The sequence below is a fragment of the Leifsonia sp. GW821-FHT13C09 genome (genome assembly GCF_058806435.1).
The window spans coordinates 182,963-201,771 of the sequence record NZ_JBXAPS010000004.1 but is presented as its reverse complement, the minus strand read 5'-3'; the positions used below and the strand labels follow the sequence as shown (position 1 = coordinate 201,771).

Sequence of the window (18,809 nt, the reverse complement as noted above, 5' to 3'; positions counted from 1 at the left end):
GGTGAAGGAACCCTCGATGACCGACTCCCCCCGCACCACCCCGGCCGCACCCGCGCCGGCAGACAGCGCAGCCGCACAGCCCGCAGCCGCACAGCCCGCAGCCGCGCACCCCGCAGCCGCCCACCCCACAGCCGCACGCCCCGCCGACGCGCGCCCGGCCCGCCGCGGCCTGGACGCGACCGACATCGCGCGCGTCGCCGTCGTGGCAGCGATCGTCGCCGTCCTCGGCCTCCCCGGCGGCTTCACCGTGTTCGGCGCGGTTCCGATCACGGCGCAGACCCTCGGCGTCATGCTGGCCGGAGCGCTGCTCGGCCCCTGGCTCGGCGCGCTGTCCATGACCGTGCTGCTCGCGCTTGTGGCCGCCGGACTCCCCCTCCTGGCCGGCGGCCGTGGCGGGATCGGCGTCTTCGTGGGGCCCTCGGCCGGCTACCTGTTCGGCTGGATCGCCGGGGCAGCGGTGATCGGCCTCATCGTCCACGCCGGCAACCGTAAGCCGGTCGTCTGGCGGACGCTCGTCGGCGTCGTCGTGGGCGGTATCGGCGTGGTCTACGCGTTCGGCATCCCCGTGCAGAGCCTGGTCACCCGCCTGCCGCTCGGCGAGACGGCGCTCACCAGCCTGGTGTTCGTGCCGGGCGACCTCATCAAGGCCGTCCTCGCGACCGCGATCGTGGCGACGCTGGTCCGCGCGTACCCGCGAGCGTTCCGGCGCACCTGGGCGGCGACTCCCCGTCGGGACGGTGCGCCCGCCGCATGACCGCGATCGTCCCGCTGCGCGACGACGACCCCGCCCTGCTCGACCGGCTCCGCGAGGCGCGGTCGGCCGGCGACGTCCCGCTCGTTCTCGACGGTCGACGCCCGGCTTCGCACCGGGCCGCGGCGGCGGAGACGGCGGCGCGCGCCGACCTGGAGGACCAGGACGGGTGCGGCCGGATCGGCTGGGCGACCCTGACCTCCGGCAGCAGCGGTCCGCCGCGGATCGTGCTGCGCAACCACGCGTCGTGGGCGTCGTCGTTCGCCGCGGTGGCCGAGCTGCTGGGCGGCGGCCGGACGGTCGCCCTCCCGGCGCCCGCATCCTCGTCGCTGACGCTGTTCTCGCTCGCGCACGCACTGGACGGCGGCCCCCGGCCGGCAAAGGACGGCGCCGCCGCTGACTGTTTCCATGGCACCCCCGAGGCGCTGCGTCGCCTGCTGGAGTCGGGGTCCGCGTCCGGCATCCGCTCGGCGCTGGTCGGCGGGTCGCATCTCGACCCGGCGCTCCGGGCCGGAGCCGAGGCCGCCGGAATGCGCGTGACGGCCTACTACGGTGCGGCGGAGCTCTCCTTCGTGGCCGTCGATCGTGGCGACGGTCTCGTGCCGTTCCCGGGTGTCGAGCTGCGAGTGCGCGACGGGGAACTGTGGGTGCGTTCGCCCTTCGTGGCCCGCGGCTACGCCGGCGCGGCCGGTCCGCTGCGCCGCGACGGGGACTGGGCGACGGTCGGCGACCGCGCCGAGCTGGTGCGCGCGCCGGACGGCGGCGAGCGCGTCCGCCTGCTCGGCCGAGCGGACGACGCCATCCTCAGCGCGTCCGCGACGATCGTGCCGGACGAGGTGGAGGCCGCGCTCCGGTCGGTGCCCGGCGTGCGCGACGCCGTCGTGTTCGGCCTGCCGACCGGGCGCGTCGGCGCGCTCGTCGCCGCGTTCGTGGAGCCGGACGGCAGCCTCCCGCCATTGGCCTCGCTGCGCGCAGCCGCGGCAGAACGCCTCGCCCCCGCCCATCGCCCGCGGCGCTGGTACGCGGCCGAGCTGCCGCGGACCGCCGCGGGGAAGCCGGCCCGCGCGGAGGCCGTGCGGCGGGTGCTGGCCGGGGAGGTGGCGCCGTATGCCGGCTGAGGCCCCCGTCGTCATCGCCGCCCGGCGCACCCCGATCGGCACCCGCGGTCGCGGCCTCGCGCGCCTCCGGGTGGAGGAGCTGGCCGCGTCCGTGCTGCGCGCGGCCCTCGACGATGCCGTGACCGCGACCGGCGCGCCGGTCGAGGTCGCCGATGTCCTGCTCGGCAACTGCATGGGCCCCGGCGGCAATCCGGCGCGCGTCGCGGCGCTCGCGGCCGGACTGGACGCGGCTGTCCCGGGCGGCACCGTCGACCGCCAGTGCGGCAGCGGGCTCGCGGCCGTCCTCGACGCGGCCGCGGCGATCCGGGCGGGCGACCAGAGGCCGCGGCTCGCCGGTGGCGCGGAGAGCGCCTCCACCGCACCCGTCCGTTCGGTCGGCGGGGTCGCGTACGACCGGGCGCCGTTCGCGCCGGAAGGCTTCCCGGATCCGGACATGGTCCGGGCCGCGGAGGACCTGGCCACGCACGACGGCATCCCGCGGTCGCGGCTCGACGCGCACGCCGCGCGAAGCCATGAGCGGGCGCGTGCCGCGTTGGACGCCGGGCGGTTCGCGGACGAGCTGGTGCCGCTGGCAGGCCTCGACCGGGACGACGCCATCGGCGGGGCCGAGCGGCTGCTGACCCGGCTGCCCGCGCTGTTCCCGGACGGCGCGCTCACCGCGGGAACGTCGACCCGGATCGGCGACGGGGCGGCGGCCGTCGTGCTCGCACCCTCCGGCGCCGCGCCAGGACTCGCCGTGCGGGCGGGTGCGATCGTCGGCTGCGACCCGGCGCTGCCCGGGATCGGCGCGGCGCCCGCGATCCTTACCGCGCTGGCGGACGCGGGCGTCGCCCAGCGCGAGGTCGCCGCGTTCGAGCTGGTGGAGGCGTTCGCCTCGCAGAGCATCGCCGTGCTGGAGCGCGTCGGTGTCGCCGAGGACGATCCGCGGGTGTGCGCCGACGGCGGCGCGCTGGCCCTCGGGCACCCGTGGGGCGCGAGCGGCGCGGTGGCCGTCGTGCGGCTGTTCAGCCGGCTGGTGCGCGGCGGCGCCCCCGCCGGGACGCTCGGGGTCGCGGCGGCGTCGGTCGGCGGCGGCTTGGGCGTGGCGGCGGTCTTCGAGGTGGTGCGATGAGCGCCCTGCAGCTCGACGGCGTCGGCGTCCGCCTCGGCGATGTGGACGCCCTCCACGACGTCACCCTCCACCTCGACGCCCGCACCATCGCGGTGATCGGCGAGAACGGGTCGGGCAAGTCGACCTTCGCGCGCCTCCTCGGCGGCCTGATCACGACCTCGGCCGGGGAGCTGCGCATCCTCGGACTCGACCCCGCGCGCCAGTCCGCCGAGCTGCGACGGCGGATCGCGGTCGTGTTCAGCAATCCGGACGCCCAGATCATCATGCCCACCGTCGCCGAGGACGTCGCCTTTTCGCTCCGCGCCGACCGCCTCGGCCGGGAGGCCACGGCCGCGCGGGTCTCCGAAGCCCTGGACCGCTTCGGGCTGACCGACCTGGCCGACCGGCCCTCGCACGACCTGTCGGGCGGCCAGAAGCAGCTCCTCGCGCTGTGCGGCGCGTTCGTGCGGCGGCCGGAGCTGGTGATCGCGGACGAGCCGACCGCGTACCTGGACGCCCGCAACGCCCGGCGCGTCTCCGACCACCTGCTCGAGGACGCCGGGCACCGGCTCGTCCTCGTCACGCACGACCTCGCGCTCGCCGCCCGCTGCGACACCGCGGTGCTGTTCGCGGAAGGGACGGCGGCCGCGGTCGGCGAGCCCGGCGACGTGGTGGCGGCGTACGAGCGCCTGCTGGCCGAGAGGAGCCTCCCGTGCTGACGCTGTACCGACCGGGAACGGGACCGCTGCACCGGATGCCGGCCGGCCCCAAGCTGCTGCTCGTGCTCGCGGCGGCGCTCGCGGTGTCGCTGCTGCCCTCCACGTGGGGCGCGGCCATCGCCGCGGCGACACTGCCCGTGATCGCGTACGCCCTCGCCGGGCTCGGCGACGGGATGCTCGGGATGCGCGAGCTCGCCCGTCAGGTGCTCGCCGTACGCTGGGTGATCGTGATCACCCTGGGCGGCCAGCTCCTCTTCCTCGGCCCGGAGCCGGCGGTCGCGAACACCGCGCGCGTGGTGTCCGCGGTGGTGCTCGCGGCGCTGCTGGTCCTGACGACGCGCGTCGCCGACCTCCTGGATGCGGTCGAGCGTGGCCTGCGACCGCTCGCGGCGCTGCGGATCGACCCCGCGCGGACGGCGCTGCTGCTGACCGTGACGCTGAGCACGGTGCCGGTGCTCGCGCGGCTGGCGGGGGACGTCCGCGACGCCCAGCGCGCGCGGGGCGCCCGGGCGGGACTCCGGGCGTTCGCGGTGCCGTTCCTGGTGGTGGCGTTCAAGCACGCGGACGAGCTGGGTGACGCATTGACGGCGCGCGGGGTGCGATGACCGCCGCCCCGCGCGTGCTCGGTCCCACAGTGGACGACCAGACCCGCTGCATCCACTACCGGACCCCGCTCGACGTGATCGCGATCCGGTTCGCCTGCTGCGGCGAGTTCTACCCCTGCCACGCCTGCCACGCGGAGACGGCCGGACATCCGGCGCAGCAGTGGCCCGTCGCCGCGCGGGGCGAGCGCGCGGTGTTGTGCGGGGTGTGCGCGGCGACGCTGACGATCGCCGACTACCTGGAGACGGAGTCGTGCCCGGAGTGCGGGGCGGCGTTCAACCCGGGGTGCAAGCTGCACACGGAGTTGTACTTCCAGGTGTGAGCGGCGGGATTCGTGACGAATGTCGCGAAAGCGCCGCGCATCGCGCGATTCGTCACGAATGCGGGGCGCGTACGAGCGACCGCCGGGCGCAGCGTGCGCGCCCGGCGGTCGCCGTCAGTCAGGGACTACTGCTGTTGCCAACCCCAGAGCCAGCCGGTGAGCCAGTTCCAGATCAGCGTCCACACCCAGTGGCCGACCGCGTTGCCGTTGGAGACCTTGAGGTCGTCCCAGCCGATCACCGAGTTCGTGCTGTCCTGCACGGACAGCTTGTGGTCTCCCTTGGCGAGCGGCTTCGGCAGGGTGAGGTGCAGCACGCCGTCAGCGGGCACCTGGATCCAGCCGGCGCCGACGGCCTGCGGCTGCGAGTACACCCACACCGAGACCCACTGGCCCGCGCGCGCCTTGCCGACCGACACGTCGATCGGGTCGCCCGCGTGGTAGGCCTTGTCCTTGAACGAGATCTTGCCGTTCAGGGCCTTGGTGAGCGCGGACTCGGCCGCCGCCTTCGGGTCGGTCGTGGGCTTGCCGTCGGTCGGGGCGGCCTCCACCGTGAGCGGGATGCGCACGGTCGTGCCGGACTCCTTGGCGGTGAGAACCAGGGTGCTCGCGCCCGCGGCCGAGGCCGGGACCGTGAACGTCACGGTCGCGTTGCCGGAGGCGTCCACCGGCACGCTGCCGATGACCGCCGAGCCGCCCCAGCTCAGTTCGAGCGAAGTGTTGGCCGGGCTGCCCAGGCTGGTCAGGTTCAGCTTCTGCACTCCGAAGCTCACCTGCTGGCCGCGCGTCAGCGTCGCCGTCGGCACGTCCGTGACGGACACGCCGCGGCGGGCGAAGCTCGGCGACAGCGGGCTGTGCGCGGTGATGTAGCCGATCCAGGCGTCCCGGTCGATGAGGCCCGAGTCGCGCGTGTCGGTCCCGGCCGCGAACGCCCGGAAGTTGTCGCCGCCCTGCGCGAGGAACGAGAACGTGCCGATCCGGTACGACTTCGCCGGGTCGATCGGCGTGCCGTTCACGATGATGCTCGTGATGCGGTCGCCCTCCGGCCGGGTGGCGTCGTAGGTGTACGTCACGTTCTTCGACAGCCCCAGGTTGAGGAACGGCCGGCTCGGCACCGTGCCGTCCGCGTTCCGCTGCCACTGCTGCTCGAGAGCCTGCTTGAACTGCGCCCCGGTGAGGGAGGTCGTCCACAGGTTGTTCACGAACGGCAGCACGGCGTTCGCCTGCGCGTAGCTGACCGAGCCGTCCGTGCCGTACAGCAGCTCGGCGCGGAGGCCGCCCGGGTTCACCACGCCGATCTCGGCGCCGCCCGACTGGGCGGGCGACAATGTCGACAGCAGCGAGTCGGCGACGAGGTTGCCCAGGGTGGACTCGCTCATCCGGTCGTCACGCGCGCCGTTGATGTACGCCGTGGTGATGTCGGAGGTGACCGAACCGATCTTCTGGTTGCCGATGACCGCCGCGTCGGCGAGCGCCTTGTCGACGATCGTCTTCACCTTCGCCACCCGCGGGTACGCGGAGACCAGGCCCGCGTCGGCGTCCGTGGTGCGCTTGACGTTGCGAGCGGTGTACGAAGTCACCGCGCGGGTGTCGGGGTCGACGGTGAGCTTCACCTGGCCGACGTTCTCGCCGTAGCTGCCGGTCTGCACGATCGGACGGGTCGCACCCGCGACGCCCGGGACGGGGCCGTCCCAGCTGTATTCCTTGTGCGTGTGGCCGGTGAAGATCGCCGACACCTTCGCGCTCGTCTTGGTGACGATGTCCGCGAACGCGCCGCCTGCCGCGACCTCCTGGTCGAGCGTGGCGCCGTCCGGCGTGCCGAAGCCGGCGCCCTCATGGTACTCGGCCACGAGCACGTCGGCCTCACCGTTGGCCGGGTCGCCGTCGGTGAGCTGCGCCGCGACGCGGTTCACCGCCTCCACCGGGTCGCCGAAGTCGAGCGTCGAGATGCCGCCGGGCGAGACGAGGGTCGGTGTCTCCTGCGTCACGGCACCGATGACGCCGACCTTGAGGCCGTTCACGGTGAACACCGCGTACTCCGGCAGCGCCGGGGTCTTCGTGCCCTTCTGGTAGACGTTCGCACCGAGATAGCCGAAGTTCGCGGCGTCCTTCACGCGACCGGTGAGGTCGGCGAAGCCCTTGTCGAACTCGTGGTTGCCCACGGCGCTCGTCTTCAGGTCGAGCGCGTTCAGCACGTCGAGGGTGGGGACGTCGCCGGCCGAGGCCGAGGCGAACAGGGAGGCGCCGATGTTGTCTCCGTCGGAGAGGAAGAGGGTGCTGCCCTCTCCGCCCTCCGCGCGCAGCTTCTCGACAGTGCCCGCGAACTTCACGGTGTTGCTGTCGATCCGACCGTGGAAGTCGTTGATGTTCAGCAGGTTGAGCGTCACCGGGGTTGCCTTCAGAGCCAGGCCGACGACGATCGGGTCGTGGTCGCTGGAGCGGTACGGGTCCGCCGCGTAGAAGTTGGTGACGTTGTAGTTGTAGCGGCTGTACTCCAGGGCCACCGACTCCACGGAGTTGATGTTCCAGACATCCGCGCCCGTGATGGCCGCGTTGGCCGACGGGGACGCGAGCACGTGGTCGAGCGAGCCGACCGTGCCGCCGAAGGAGTAGGTCGCCTTCGCGGTGCGGCTGCTGACCTGGTCGATGTAGCCGGCGTCCGTGAGCACCTTGATCGGGTCCTCGTTGAGGTAGGCGTTGAAGTCACCGATGAGCAGCACCTTGTCGGAGCCGAGCGCGGTCGTGCGCTCGTTCGCGAAGGCGACGAGGGCGTCGGCCTGCTTGACGCGGGAGGCGTTGGACGCGCCCTGCCCGTCGCCCTGGTCGGCGTCGGCGCCGGTCCCGGAGCCCTTCGACTTGAAGTGGTTCACGATGGCGATGAACGCCGACGAGTCCTGCGAACCGACCTTCTTGAACGCCTGCGCGAGCGGCTGGCGGGCGTTCGAGAACGCCGCATCGTCGAGGATCTTCGACGCGCCGACCGGGGCCGCGACGGCCTTCTTGTAGATGAACGCGGTGCGGATGACGTCCTCGGAGGCCGGGACCGCCGCCGGGGACGGGACGAACGCCCAGACATCGCTGCCGGCCGCGGCGTTGAGCGCGGAGACCAGAGTCTTCAGCGCGTCGTCGCGGTCGAGGCCGAAGCGCTTCGAGTTCTCGATCTCCTCGAGGGAGACGACGTCGGCGGTCAGCGCGTTGATCGCGGCGACGATCTTGTCCTGCTGGCGCTTCAGGCTGATCGCGTCGGCGGCGCCGCGGGCGTCGCAGCCGGAGTTGACCGTGATCTTGTTGCCGTCGCGGTCGGTGTAGAACGTGCAGCCGGTGAGCTGGTCGCCGGTGGTCGGAAAGTAGTTCAGCACGTTGAACGTCGCGAGCCGCAGGTCCCCGCCGACGTTGGCCGGGGCCGCGGTGCGGGTGTTGCCGAAGGTCACGGGCTGGACGGCGGACGCGTTCGCCGGGGTGAGCTCGGCGGTGGGCTGGAACTTCCAGGTGTCGTTGCGGTAGTCGAGGATGACCGGCTTGGTGAAGGTGACCGGCGCGCCCACGCGGACCGGGCTGGTCAGCGAGAGGTACGGCAGCGGCTTGGACTTGTTCGCCGAGCTGAGGAAGTTGGTCGAGGCCCCGTCGTCGAGGGTGACGGAGCGGGTCTTGTTGTCGGCGACGGCCGCGGCGTAGGCCGCGGTGCCGGGACGGGCGGTCTCGGTCGCCTGGACGAGCGGCTTGTCGCCGGCCGCGAGGCCGATCTCGCCGTACTGGTTGGCCGAGTAGACGTCGGTGACGGTGAAGGCGCCCTGGGGGGTCAACAGCATCCCCTCGAGGCTCTCGCGCTGCGCGTCGGTGGCCGGGAGGCCGACGACCGCGGGAGTGGGTGCGGTGACGGTGTTCTTGTCGAGCGTGTCGACCTTCGTCGCGGTGAGCTCGGTGAGGCCGTTGAACTCGCTGACCGCGCCGGTCACCTGGACGTAGTCGCCGACGGCGACGCCGGAGGCGGCTGAAGAACCGAAGACGAAGATCGCGTCGGACGCGGTGTGCGTCGCGAGGTCGATCGCGCCGCCGGTGCCCGGGGTCTGCAGGTAGAAGCCGTTGAAGCCTCCGGTCGGGTAGGCCGCGGTGACGACGCCGACGGTGCTGACCGTCTGGCCGGCCTTCGGGCTGGTGTCACCGGTGCCCTGGATGTCCGAGATGGCGATCGTGCCGGGCGGACCGGGGTCGGTGCCCGTGCCGGGGTCGGTGCCGCCGCCGTCTCCGGGGTTGCCCGGGCCGGTGGCCGACGCGGTGTTCTGCGGGGTGATCGTCGCGCTCAGCGAGATGTCCGCGGAGTTGTCATCGGTGTCCGTGAAAGCCGTGCGATTGAGAGACTTCACATCCGTGTTGCCGCTCGGGGCGGTCGCAGCCTTCGAACCTTCGAAGGTGTTCGAACTGCCGTAGCCGATGAGGTCGGCGACGCTCGGGTTGCCGGTGACCGAGCCCGTCGGGAGGGTCAGCGCGGTGGCCGACGTGGCCAGGATGAGGGTGCCGGAGGCGCCGGACGGGTTCAGTCCGTTGCTCGCGGCGTCGGGGGTCGGCAGGGCGGCGCCGGCGGTGCCGTTGGAGGCGCCGGCGACCAGGTAGTAGCCCTTGGCGGCGATCGTGCCGCTCAGCGGGACGACGCCGTTCGCCGCGCCGGTGCTGGTCGCGGAGCGGTACTGCACGCTCCAGCCGGTCAGCGCCACGGGCTGGTCGCCCGGGTTGTAGAGCTCGACGAACTTGTTGGCGTAGGCGGCACCGGCGCTGCCGCCGGACAGGTACGCCTCGTTGATGACGACACCAGTGCCGTCGGTGCTGGCGAACGCCGGTGTCGCGGCAAGGGAGCCGGCTGCGAGGCCGGCTCCGACAGCCACGGCGGTGGCGGCGCGCCACAATGTGCGCAATCTGGATGACATTTCTCTCCTCGGTCGGGAAGGGGGAACTCGTGCGAGCCCGCGGTCACCTTAGGGATCGCAGAGAACCGCGCACTGTCTTGTGTGTGAACGTACAGAAAACTCGAACGGGGGTAGACCGCTCATTTGAGCACTCACCCGTTCCCGCCGGTCCCGTCCGTGACCGCCGGTCTCCCGGCGCTCGCCGCACGGGTGGGCCATGATGGTGTGCATGCGGATCGACGAGATCGCCCACTTCCGGGCGCTGGCGGCGGAGGGCCACCTGGCGCTGGCCGCCGAGACGCTCGGGGTCTCGCAGTCGACCCTCTCCCGTTCGCTGGCCCGACTGGAGGCGGAGGCCGGCGTCGAGCTGTTCGACCGCCGCCGCGGCCACCTGGAACTCAACCAGTACGGCGAGATCCTGCTGGCCCACGCGTCCCGCGCCGAGGCCGAACTGGAGACCGCCCGCGCCCGCATCGACGCCCTGCGCGACCCGGCCGCGGGGATCGTCTCGCTCGCCTACGTCTCGTCGTTCGGGAGCTGGCTGCTGCCGCGCGTGGTCAGCGAGTACCGGAGCCTGTTCCCCGACATCCGCTTCGCCCTGCGCGGCGGGACGGCGGACACGGTGCTCGACGCGCTGCGCGAGGGCTCCGCCGATCTGGCGTTCCTCAGCCCCGATCCGCGCGACTCCGAGATCGACTGGGTGCCGCTGACCGCGGAGCGGCTGGTGCTCGGCGTTCCGGTGGGGCATCCGCTCGCCGCGCGCACGGAGGCGTCGTTCGCGGACCTGTCCGCCGCCGAGCTGGTCGCGCTGCGCCCGGGATCAGGGCTACGGACGATCGCGGACGCCTACTTCGCGGCGCACGGAGAGGTGCTGGCCCCGGTGATCGAGGTGACCGAGCTGTCGACCCTGCGTGCGCTCGTGCGCGACGGGGTCGGTGTCGCGCTCATCCCGGACACCCCCGCGGAGCCGGGGATCGTGGCCGTGCCGCTCGCCGACGAGGCGGAGCGCGTCATCGGCCTCGCTCGCAACCGCACCCGCTCGCAGTCGGCGGCGGCGGAGCAGTTCGCGCGCTTCGTCCGCGAGGAGCTCACCGCGCTCTGAGCTCAGGCCCCCTTCGCGGCGAGCGCGCCCAGCGCGACCCACAGCCGTTCGACGTCGGCCGGGAGCTCGTCGAGGCGGCCGCGCTCCGCGGCGATCATGTACGCGCCGAAGACGCCCTGAACCGCCAGGAGCGCGACCGCTCGCGGCGTCAGCCCCTCCGGCAGCGCACCCTCCTCCTGCTCCAGGTAGCCGGCGACGACGCCCACCCAATGCTCGTAGCGGTCGGCATCCGGCCCGGGCCGGAGGATGGTCTGGGTGAGCGCCATCGCCGCCCGCACCCGTACGTTGGACACGATCAACGCGCAGACCCTCCTGGTCAGCTCCGCGGCGGCCGCCACGCCGCGCAGGCCGCTCGCGTCGACCTCCGAGACGATCGCCGGCCAGTCGGCGTGCCTCTCCACGACCAGGGCCTTGGCCAGGTCGAGCTTCGACCGGAAGTGGAAGTACACCGCGCCCTTGGTGAGCCCGGTGCGCTCGACGATCCGTTCGAGCCGGGCGCCGGCGTAGCCGTGCTGGTCGAACTCGTCGGCGGCCGCCTCGAGGATGCTGGCACGGCTGCGCTCGGCGCGCTCCTGACGTGGCATGGCGGGGTCCTCGAATCCGTTCGATGCGGCGGTCCCCCAGCGGCCAACTCTAACCCGCGAGCGGACGTAGGACACGAAACGGCGCTCGATTGATCGGAGACCCGCGTCGCGGCCTCGGCAGGCCCGGGCGGCCCGGCGCTCCCCGACGCGGACGAAGACGCTGGTGCGCGGGCCGGCCCGACGTCGCATCCTGGACTCGTAGCCTCGCGAGGGGAGGACTTCGATGTCGACGACGCCACCACCCGCACCGCCACCACCCGCACCGCCGCCGCCCCCTCCCGAGCCGCCCTCCGGCCCCGTCCCGCTCTGGGCGCCGCTCTACGGAGCGAACATGGGCGACGCGATCCGGCGGTTCTTCACCAAGTACGCCGACTTCACCGGCAGGGCGAGCCGCACGGAGTACTGGTGGTTCTTCCTGTTCGACGTGCTCCTGGCGATCGTCTACTGGACCTTCGTCGTGGTGATCGGCCGCCTGAGCGGCAGCCTGCGCCTGACCGGATCGGCGCGCCTGGTCGGCCCGCTGTTCTGGGTGCTCCTGGCGGTGTGGATCGTGTGGGTCTTCGCGACGCTGGTGCCGCACCTGGCACTGGTCTGGCGCCGCCTGCACGATGCGAACCTGGCCGGCCCGTGGTACTTCCTGTCGTTCGCGCCGTTCGGCTGGGTGGTGCTGCTCGTGCTCACGGCGCTGCCGTCGAATCCACTCGGGGCGCGCTTCGACCGGCCGCGCTAGGACCCGCGCTCGGAGGGGAAGCCGGCGCTCAGCAGGAGTCCGCGAACAGCCGCCGCGGCCGCTCCGGCTCGGCGTCGTCGAACAGCACCGACGCGACCTCGCGCGGCGCGCCCAGCGGGTCCTTGCGTCCGGTGGCCACGAACGACCAGTCGGCGTCGCGCTCCGGGTCGTGCTCGATCCAGACCGAGAAGTTCCAGAACCCGCGCAGGTTCTCGCCCAGGAGCCCGGGGCCGTCGACGACGAGCACGCCCTCGGGGGACGCGGCGCGGAACGGCGTCACCACCTCTGCCCGGAGCCCGTCCGGGGTGGCGTGCGCGGTCGCGTGGGTGCGCTGGACCTCCTGGCCGGACGCGCGCAGGGCCTCGGCGAGGTCGTCCGCCGCCGCGGGGAGGTCGGCGCCGGCGACGCCCGTGACCGCGATGAACCGCGGGCCGCGCGTGTAGTGCTGGAGGAACTCGGCCGCGAGCCCGTCGAAGAAGGAGGCGCGGTCGGTGGTGGTGCTGCCCATGCGGCGAGTATCCCACCGGGGCGGGGAGCCTGCCAGCGGACCGGACCTTACCGTTCACGCAGGTGCGCGGCCTACGCTGGAGACGTTGCGGTCCTGGTGGGAGGAGAACGACATGGGAACGGACCCCGGAGACGGGCTCCAGGCGCCAGAGGCGGTGCCGGAGCTTCCCGACGAGCGCGCGATGGGCATGATGAGCGTGTCGCCGCAGCGGGCGGCCGAGCTGGAGGCCCGCGCGCGCGAGTGGATCCGCGACCTGGCCGCCGCGGAGCCGGACAGCGACGCCTTCCGCCGCAAGATCACCGGCTTCTCCCGCCTCGGCGACGCCGAGATGCGGGAGTCGAGCGAGGCCTCCCGGCAGTTGCTGAGCCGCCCGGCCACGGCGCTCGCGGCGGCACGCGGCAAGGCGGTGCGTTCGGACCCGCAGTACGGCGTCCTCCGCACCCTCCAGGCCCTGCGGGCGACCGTGAGCGACTTCGATCCGCAGCACGCCAGCAGGAGCTACCGGATGCTGGCGCGGATGCCCGGCGGACGCCGCCTCCGCAAGTACGTCGAGCGGTTCGAGTCGGCGCAGAAGCAGCTCGACCAGATCGTGGTCTCGCTCGACCACGGCGAGGAGTGGCTGCGCCGCGACAACGAGGAGATCGAGAACGAGCGCACGGCGCTCTGGAAGACGACCGAGCGGCTGAACGAGTACGTAACGCTGGCCGCCGCGCTCGACCGCGCGACGGTGGAGCGCGCCGACGACCTCCGCGGCACCGACCCGGTGAGGGCGACGACGCTGGAGAAGGAGGCGCTGTTCCCGATCCGCCAGCGCCGCCAGGACCTCACCACCCAGATCGCGGTGTCCGTGCAGGCCTACCTCGCCCTGGACGTGATCAAGAAGAACAATGTCGAGCTGATCAAAGGCGTCGAGCGGGCCAAGACCACCACGGTCTCGGCGCTGCGCACCGCCGTCGTCGTGGCACAGGCCCTGGAGAACCAGCGCCTCGTCATCGACCAGCTCGGCGCCCTCCACCAGAGCACGAACGCCCTGATCGGCCGCACCGGCGAGGTGCTGCGCGACCAGACGGAGCAGATCCAGAAGGAGCAGACCACCTCCGCGGTCGACGCGCAGGTGCTGCAGCGTGCGTTCGACGACGTGTTCGCGACGATGGACGGGATCGACGTCTACCGCGGGCAGGCGATCACGAGCATGTCGCAGACGGTGGACGCGCTGGAGCATCAGGTGGCGCGGTCGCGGAGCTACCTGAAGCGGGCGCGGCCGGGCAGGGAGGACGAGCGCCCGGTCAGCTGAAGATCGCCCACTCGGTGCGGTCGAGGCGGGTGTTCTCGCCCTGCACCCGCAGGTACCAGTACCGTTCGTCGCGGTGCAGATAGTGGCCGAGGATGGTGGTGTAGCGCCACTCCCCGTCGACCAGGGCCCAGTGGATCAACGAGATGAACTGCTCGTGCCGCAGGTACGGCACGGCCGCGAAGTCGTCCCGGGTGAAGGGGGACGAGTGGTGCGCTTCCTCCGCGTTCGCCGTGCTCATGGGGCAACGATGCCGTGCGGGGGAACGAGCAGGTAGGGACCAAAGTCACGCGGTCCTCAGCCACGCGAACCCGTAGGGGGCGAGCGGGCCCGCGTCCCAGCCGTCCGACAGGAGGGTGGCGCTCGTCGCCCCCACATCGACGGCCGCCTCCCGGCCCGACAGGTTGTGCAGGGTCAGGAGGCCGTCGCGTCGCAAGCCCAGCACGGCGGGGTCCCCGACATCCACCGTGGTCCAGCCAGCGGCCGCGGCGTGCTCCTCGCGCCGCACCCGGGCGAGGTCGCGGGCGAGTGACAGCAGCGAGCCGGGGTCGCCCTCCTGCGCCCGGGCGTTGACCGTCCGGAAACCGAACGGTCCGTCCATCTGAGCGCCGAGCGTGAGCGGGGACGCGGCGGCGGAGGTGAACCCTCCCCACTCGGAGTCGTCCCACTGCATCGTCGTGCGCGCGGCGCCGCGGCCCTCCACCGCGAGGTCGTCGCCCGGCCCCAGTTCCTGGCCGGCCAGCAGCAACGGTACGCCGGGGAGGGCGTGCAGGAGGCTCAACGACATCCGCACCCGCTCGGCCGGCTGGAGCATCGGCGCCCAGCCGCGCCGGATTCCGCGACCGTAGATCAGGGCGTCATCGTCGCCAGCGAACGCCGCGAACACCTCCCGGCGCTCGTCGTCGCTCAGCAGCGACAGGTCGAGCTCGTCGGCGTTGCGCATGAAGTTGAGCCGCGACTCGGCCGGGATGTTCTGGTCGAGCCGGCGGAGCGCGTCCACGATCGGCTGCGCCCGCTCGCGCGCGAGAGCGAGGAAGGTCGCGTTGTTGAGGCTGAAGTCGATGACCGCGTCGAAGCGGTCGTTCTCGATCAGCGTCGCCATCGCCTCCGGCGGCTCGGACGCCTCCGCGACGAGCGCCACGTCGGGCCGGATCTCCCGCAGCCGCGCCCGCAGCCGGTCGAAGAAGACGTCGTCGTCGACGTCGGTGTCCGGCCTGCCCTTGCCCTGGACGAGCAGCAGCGCGGCGTCGATCCGGAAGCCGTCGACGCCGACGCCGAGCCAGAAGGTCAGCAGCTGGACGATCTCCTCGAAGACGTCGGGGTCGGTGGCGTTGATGTCCGGCTGGAACGAGTAGAACTGGTGATGGTAGTACCGTCCCGCACGCTCGTCGAAGGTCCAGACGCTCGCCTCCTCGCCCGGGAACATCGGATGGTCCCCCGGCTCGGTGGAGTCGTCGTCGCTCCAGACGAAGAACTTCCCGTCTCTGCCCTCGGTGTCCTCCCGCGCCGCGAGGAACCAGGGGTGCCGGTCGGAGGTGTGGTGCGGCACGGCGTCGATCAGCACGCGGATCCCGAGGTCGTGCGCCCGCGCGACGAACCGGCGCAGGTCGTCCACGTCGCCGAACCGCGGATCGATGGCCAGGTGGTCGTCCACGTCGTAGCCGTTGTCGCGTCGCAGACTCGGGTAGAAGGGCAGCAGCCAGATCCAGGTGACGCCGAGCGACGCCACGTACTCGAGCCGGGCCATCGCGCCGGGGAAGTCGCCGAACCCGTCGCCGTCGCTGTCGGCGAAGCGGGACAGGTCGAGGCCGTAGACGAGCGCGCCGGGGTCGGCGGCCCAGCCTGCAGGGTTGTCGGGGGTGCGTTCTCGGGTGGACGGCATGATCCACTGATACCCCGGTTGTCGCTCGGCGTCAGGAGGTGGCCGGCTCCAACCGGACGATCACCGCCTTCGACACCGGCGTGTTGCTCCCCGTCGCCGCGCTTTGCTGCGGAACGAGCACGTTGGCCTCCGGGTAGTAGGCCGCCGCGCAGCCGCGCGCGGTCGGGTACGAGACCACCCGGTAGTTCGCGAGCACGCGGTCGACCCCGTCCGTCCACTCGCTGTGGATGTCGACCCGCTGGCCATCCGTCAGCCCCAGCTCGACCAGGTCGTCCGGGTTGACGAAGACGACGTCGCGGCCGTTCTTGATGCCGCGGTAGCGGTCGTTGAGGCTGTAGATGGTCGTGTTGAACTGGTCGTGCGAGCGCAGCGTCTGGAGGATCAGCCGGCCCTCCGGGCGCTCCAGCGGCTCCAGCTCGTTGACCGTGATCATCGCCTTGCCGGTCGCAGTGTCGAAGCGGCGCTCGTCGCGGGGGCCGTTCGGGAGGACGAAGCCGCCTTTGCGGCGGACGTCCGCGTTGAACGTCGCGAAGCCGGGGACGACGCGGCTGATGTGGTCGCGGATGACGTCGTACTCGGCCTCGAAACCGGACCAGTCGATCCCGTGCCTGTCGCCGAGCGTCGCCTGCGCGAGACGGCACACGATCGCCACCTCGGACAGCAGCCCTGGCGCGACCGGCGGGATCTTGCCGTGCGTCGCGTGCACGGCGCAGACGCTGTCCTCGACGGACAGGAACTGCGGGCCGCCGGCCTGCAGGTCCACCTCGGTGCGGCCGAGCGTCGGCAGGATCAGCGCCTCCTCGCCGGTCACCACGTGCGAGCGGTTCAGTTTCGTGGAGACCTGCACGGTCAGGCCGGCGCCGCGCATGGCCGCCTCGGCGGCGGCGGTGTCGGAGATCGCGGCGACGAAGTTGCCGCCCATCGCGAAGAACACGTCGATGTCGCCGCGCTGGAGCCCGGCCAGCGTCTGCAGGGCGTCGAAGCCGTGCGCGCGCGGCGGGTCGAAGCCGAACTCGGCCTGGAGCGCGTCGAGGAAGGTCTCAGGCATCTGCTCCCAGATCCCCATCGTCCGGTCGCCCTGCACGTTGCTGTGCCCGCGGATCGGTGAGGCGCCGGCGCCGGGCTTGCCGATGTTGCCGCGCAGGAGCAGCAGCGTGATGAGCTCCTTCAGCGTGGCGACCGCGTTCTTCTGCTGGGTCAGGCCCATCGCCCAGGTGATGATGACCCGGTCGGAGCGGATGTACAGGTCGGCGAGGAGGTCGATCTCCTCCAGGGTCAGCCCGGTGGCCTCCAGCACGGTGAAGTCGTCGAGCGCCGCGATGTGCGCGCGGAACTCCTCCAGGCCGAGCGTGTGCTCGGCGAGGAAGTCGTGGTCGAGCACCGTGCCGGGCGCGGCGTCCTCGGCCTCCAGCACCCGCTGCGAGACGGCCTGCAGCAGCGCCATGTCGCCACCCGACCGGATCTGCAGGAAGTGGTCGGCGATCTGCGTGCCCTTGCCGATGATGCCGCGCGGCTTCTGCGGGTTCTTGTAGCGGATCAGCCCGGCCTCCGGCAGCGGGTTCACCGCGACGATGGTGGCGCCGTTGCGCTTGGCCTCCTCCAGAGCGGTCAGCATGCGCGGGTGGTTCGTGCCCGGGTTCTGGCCCATCACGATGATCAGGTCGGCCTTGCCGAAGTCGTCGTAGGCGATGGTCGACTTGCCGATGCCGATGGTCTCGCTGAGCGCGGTCCCGGTCGACTCGTGGCACATGTTCGAGCAGTCCGGGAGGTTGTTGGTTCCGAACGCGCGGGCGAAGAGCTGGTAGACGAACGCAGTCTCGTTGGCCGTGCGGCCGCTGGTGTAGAACGCGGCCCGGTCGGGCGACTCGAGGCCGTTCAGGCGGTCGGCGATGAGCGCGAACGCCTCGTCCCAGCCGATCGGCTCGTAGTGGTCGGCGCCGGCCGGCTTGTGCACGGGCTCCACCAGCCGGCCCTGCATCCCGAGCCAGTACTCCGACTTGTCGAGCAGGCTGGTCAGCGAGTTCTCGGACCAGAAGCTGGTCGGGACCGTGATCGGCGTGGCCTCCCAGGTGACCGCCTTCGCTCCGTTCTCGCAGAACTCCAGGATGTTGCGGTCGCCCGGGTCGGGCCACGCGCAGCTCATGCAGTCGAAGCCGTTCTTCTGGTTGATCGCCGTCATCAGCTTCGCGGTGCGGGCCGGCCCCATGTCGCGGATGGCGGGCTCCATCGAGTGCAGGATCGCCGGGACGCCGACGGCCCACTTCTTGTTGGGGCCGACCTCCAGGTCGGGGTACTCGGTGCCGGGGTTGACGTCGGTGTCGGGCATCAGGCCATCGCTTTCTGTTCGGTGCGCACCGGTTCCGTGACGACGATCCGCTCGCCGCCCGCATAGACCACCATCGAGGACCCGCGGAGGAATCCGACGACGGTGAGTCCGAGCTCCCGGCCGAGGTCGACCGCGAGCGACGACGGCGCGGAGACGGCCGCCAGAATCGGGATGCCGGCCATCGACGCCTTCTGGACGAGCTCGAAGCTCGCCCGGCCCGACACCATGAGCACGGTCCCCTTCAGCGGCAGCCGGTCCTCCTTGAGCGCCCAGCCGACCACCTTGTCGACCGCGTTGTGCCGGCCGACGTCCTCGCGCAGCACGAGCAGCGCGCCGGTCGCCGCGTCGAACAGCGCCGCCGCGTGCAGGCCGCCGGTCTTCTCGAACATCGCCTGCCCCTCGCGCAGCCGGTCGGGCAGCGTGGTGAGCAGTTCGTCGGTGACGGTCACCGGGTCGGCCTCGACCGGATACGCGGAGCGGGTGCGCACAGCGTCGATGCTGGCCTTGCCGCACAGGCCGCAGGAACTGGTCATGTAGAAGTTGCGGTCGAGGCTCACGTCCGGCCGCGCGACGCCCGGCGCCAGGGTGACGTCGAGGACGTTGTAGGTGTTCTCGCCGTCCACCGTCCCTCCTGCGCAGTAGCGGATGGCGCCGAGCTGGTCGCCGTGCGAGATCACGCCCTCCGAGACGAGGAAGCCGGCCGCCAGGTCGAAGTCGCTGCCCGGCGTGCGCATGGTGATCGAGAGCGGTGTTCCCGCCACCCGGATCTCCAGCGGCTCCTCGACGGCCAGCACGTCCTCCCGGCGGCTGCGCGATTCGCCGACGACGATGCGCGTGATCTGTTTTCGCGATGTCGTGCGGCTCATGCTCCAGGCTTATCACGGC

Annotated in this window: 16 protein-coding genes; 9 read left to right on the top strand and 7 right to left on the bottom strand. The window is 72.3% G+C overall.

The window, feature by feature from the left end:
* The first annotated feature begins 16 nt into the window (after positions 1-16).
* Genes AC1ROW_RS14725 through AC1ROW_RS14700 form a run of 6 tightly spaced genes read left to right on the top strand, consistent with a single transcriptional unit; the run spans position 17 to position 4,603 of the window.
* A complete protein-coding gene (locus AC1ROW_RS14725; protein ID WP_493019666.1) occupies positions 17-754 on the top strand; it encodes a biotin transporter BioY in 738 nt (245 codons plus the stop codon).
* A complete protein-coding gene (locus tag AC1ROW_RS14720; RefSeq protein ID WP_493019665.1) occupies positions 751-1,869 on the top strand; it encodes an AMP-binding enzyme in 1,119 nt (372 codons plus the stop codon). The genes AC1ROW_RS14725 and AC1ROW_RS14720 overlap by 4 nt, the downstream gene beginning before the upstream one ends.
* Complete coding sequence (locus tag AC1ROW_RS14715; RefSeq protein ID WP_493019664.1) at positions 1,859-2,980, top strand: thiolase family protein; 1,122 nt, start codon at positions 1,859-1,861, stop codon at positions 2,978-2,980. Before AC1ROW_RS14720 ends, AC1ROW_RS14715 begins: the two co-directional genes overlap by 11 nt.
* Positions 2,977-3,678: an energy-coupling factor ABC transporter ATP-binding protein gene (locus AC1ROW_RS14710; RefSeq protein WP_493019663.1), complete on the top strand. Its 702-nt coding sequence runs from the start codon at positions 2,977-2,979 to the stop codon at positions 3,676-3,678. Before AC1ROW_RS14715 ends, AC1ROW_RS14710 begins: the two co-directional genes overlap by 4 nt.
* Positions 3,672-4,283: a CbiQ family ECF transporter T component gene (locus tag AC1ROW_RS14705; RefSeq protein ID WP_493019662.1), complete on the top strand. Its 612-nt coding sequence runs from the start codon at positions 3,672-3,674 to the stop codon at positions 4,281-4,283. The genes AC1ROW_RS14710 and AC1ROW_RS14705 overlap by 7 nt, the downstream gene beginning before the upstream one ends.
* Positions 4,280-4,603: a CHY zinc finger protein gene (locus AC1ROW_RS14700; RefSeq protein ID WP_493019661.1), complete on the top strand. Its 324-nt coding sequence runs from the start codon at positions 4,280-4,282 to the stop codon at positions 4,601-4,603. The genes AC1ROW_RS14705 and AC1ROW_RS14700 overlap by 4 nt, the downstream gene beginning before the upstream one ends.
* A 125-nt stretch (positions 4,604-4,728) precedes the next feature.
* Here the strand turns inward: AC1ROW_RS14700 and AC1ROW_RS14695 are convergent, their stop codons facing one another.
* Positions 4,729-9,522, bottom strand: a complete 4,794-nt coding sequence (locus AC1ROW_RS14695; RefSeq protein WP_493019660.1) for an ExeM/NucH family extracellular endonuclease — start codon at positions 9,520-9,522, stop codon at positions 4,729-4,731.
* Positions 9,523-9,730: 208 nt separating this feature from the next.
* Between AC1ROW_RS14695 and AC1ROW_RS14690 the strand changes: the two genes are divergently transcribed.
* Positions 9,731-10,603, top strand: a complete 873-nt coding sequence (locus AC1ROW_RS14690; protein ID WP_493019659.1) for a LysR substrate-binding domain-containing protein — start codon at positions 9,731-9,733, stop codon at positions 10,601-10,603.
* 2 nt (positions 10,604-10,605) lie between these two features.
* Here AC1ROW_RS14690 and AC1ROW_RS14685 read toward each other — a convergent pair whose 3' ends face one another.
* Positions 10,606-11,187, bottom strand: a complete 582-nt coding sequence (locus AC1ROW_RS14685; RefSeq protein WP_493019658.1) for a TetR family transcriptional regulator — start codon at positions 11,185-11,187, stop codon at positions 10,606-10,608.
* Between the two features lie 331 nt (positions 11,188-11,518).
* Between AC1ROW_RS14685 and AC1ROW_RS14680 the strand changes: the two genes are divergently transcribed.
* A complete protein-coding gene (locus AC1ROW_RS14680) occupies positions 11,519-11,917 on the top strand; it encodes a DUF805 domain-containing protein (protein ID WP_493019657.1) in 399 nt (132 codons plus the stop codon).
* A 28-nt stretch (positions 11,918-11,945) separates the two neighbouring features.
* Here the strand turns inward: AC1ROW_RS14680 and AC1ROW_RS14675 are convergent, their stop codons facing one another.
* Complete coding sequence (locus AC1ROW_RS14675; protein ID WP_493019656.1) at positions 11,946-12,425, bottom strand: nucleoside/nucleotide kinase family protein; 480 nt, start codon at positions 12,423-12,425, stop codon at positions 11,946-11,948.
* A gap of 112 nt (positions 12,426-12,537) precedes the next feature.
* Between AC1ROW_RS14675 and AC1ROW_RS14670 the strand changes: the two genes are divergently transcribed.
* Complete coding sequence (locus AC1ROW_RS14670; RefSeq protein WP_493019655.1) at positions 12,538-13,719, top strand: toxic anion resistance protein; 1,182 nt, start codon at positions 12,538-12,540, stop codon at positions 13,717-13,719.
* Here the strand turns inward: AC1ROW_RS14670 and AC1ROW_RS14665 are convergent.
* From AC1ROW_RS14665 to fdhD, 4 genes are read right to left on the bottom strand one after another with little or no spacing between them, the layout of a single operon-like run.
* Positions 13,712-13,957, bottom strand: coding sequence for a hypothetical protein (locus tag AC1ROW_RS14665; RefSeq protein WP_493019654.1), 246 nt, complete (start codon positions 13,955-13,957; stop codon positions 13,712-13,714). The genes AC1ROW_RS14670 and AC1ROW_RS14665 overlap by 8 nt on opposite strands.
* 45 nt (positions 13,958-14,002) lie before the next feature.
* The gene (locus tag AC1ROW_RS14660) at positions 14,003-15,598 is read right to left on the bottom strand and encodes an alpha-amylase family glycosyl hydrolase (RefSeq protein ID WP_493019653.1); all 1,596 of its coding nucleotides are present in this window, start codon (positions 15,596-15,598) and stop codon (positions 14,003-14,005) included.
* A gap of 31 nt (positions 15,599-15,629) precedes the next feature.
* Complete coding sequence (locus AC1ROW_RS14655) at positions 15,630-17,924, bottom strand: FdhF/YdeP family oxidoreductase (RefSeq protein WP_493019652.1); 2,295 nt, start codon at positions 17,922-17,924, stop codon at positions 15,630-15,632.
* Positions 17,924-18,790: a formate dehydrogenase accessory sulfurtransferase FdhD gene (gene fdhD, locus AC1ROW_RS14650; RefSeq protein ID WP_493019651.1), complete on the bottom strand. Its 867-nt coding sequence runs from the start codon at positions 18,788-18,790 to the stop codon at positions 17,924-17,926. Before fdhD ends, AC1ROW_RS14655 begins: the two co-directional genes overlap by 1 nt.
* Positions 18,791-18,809 lie beyond the last annotated feature (19 nt).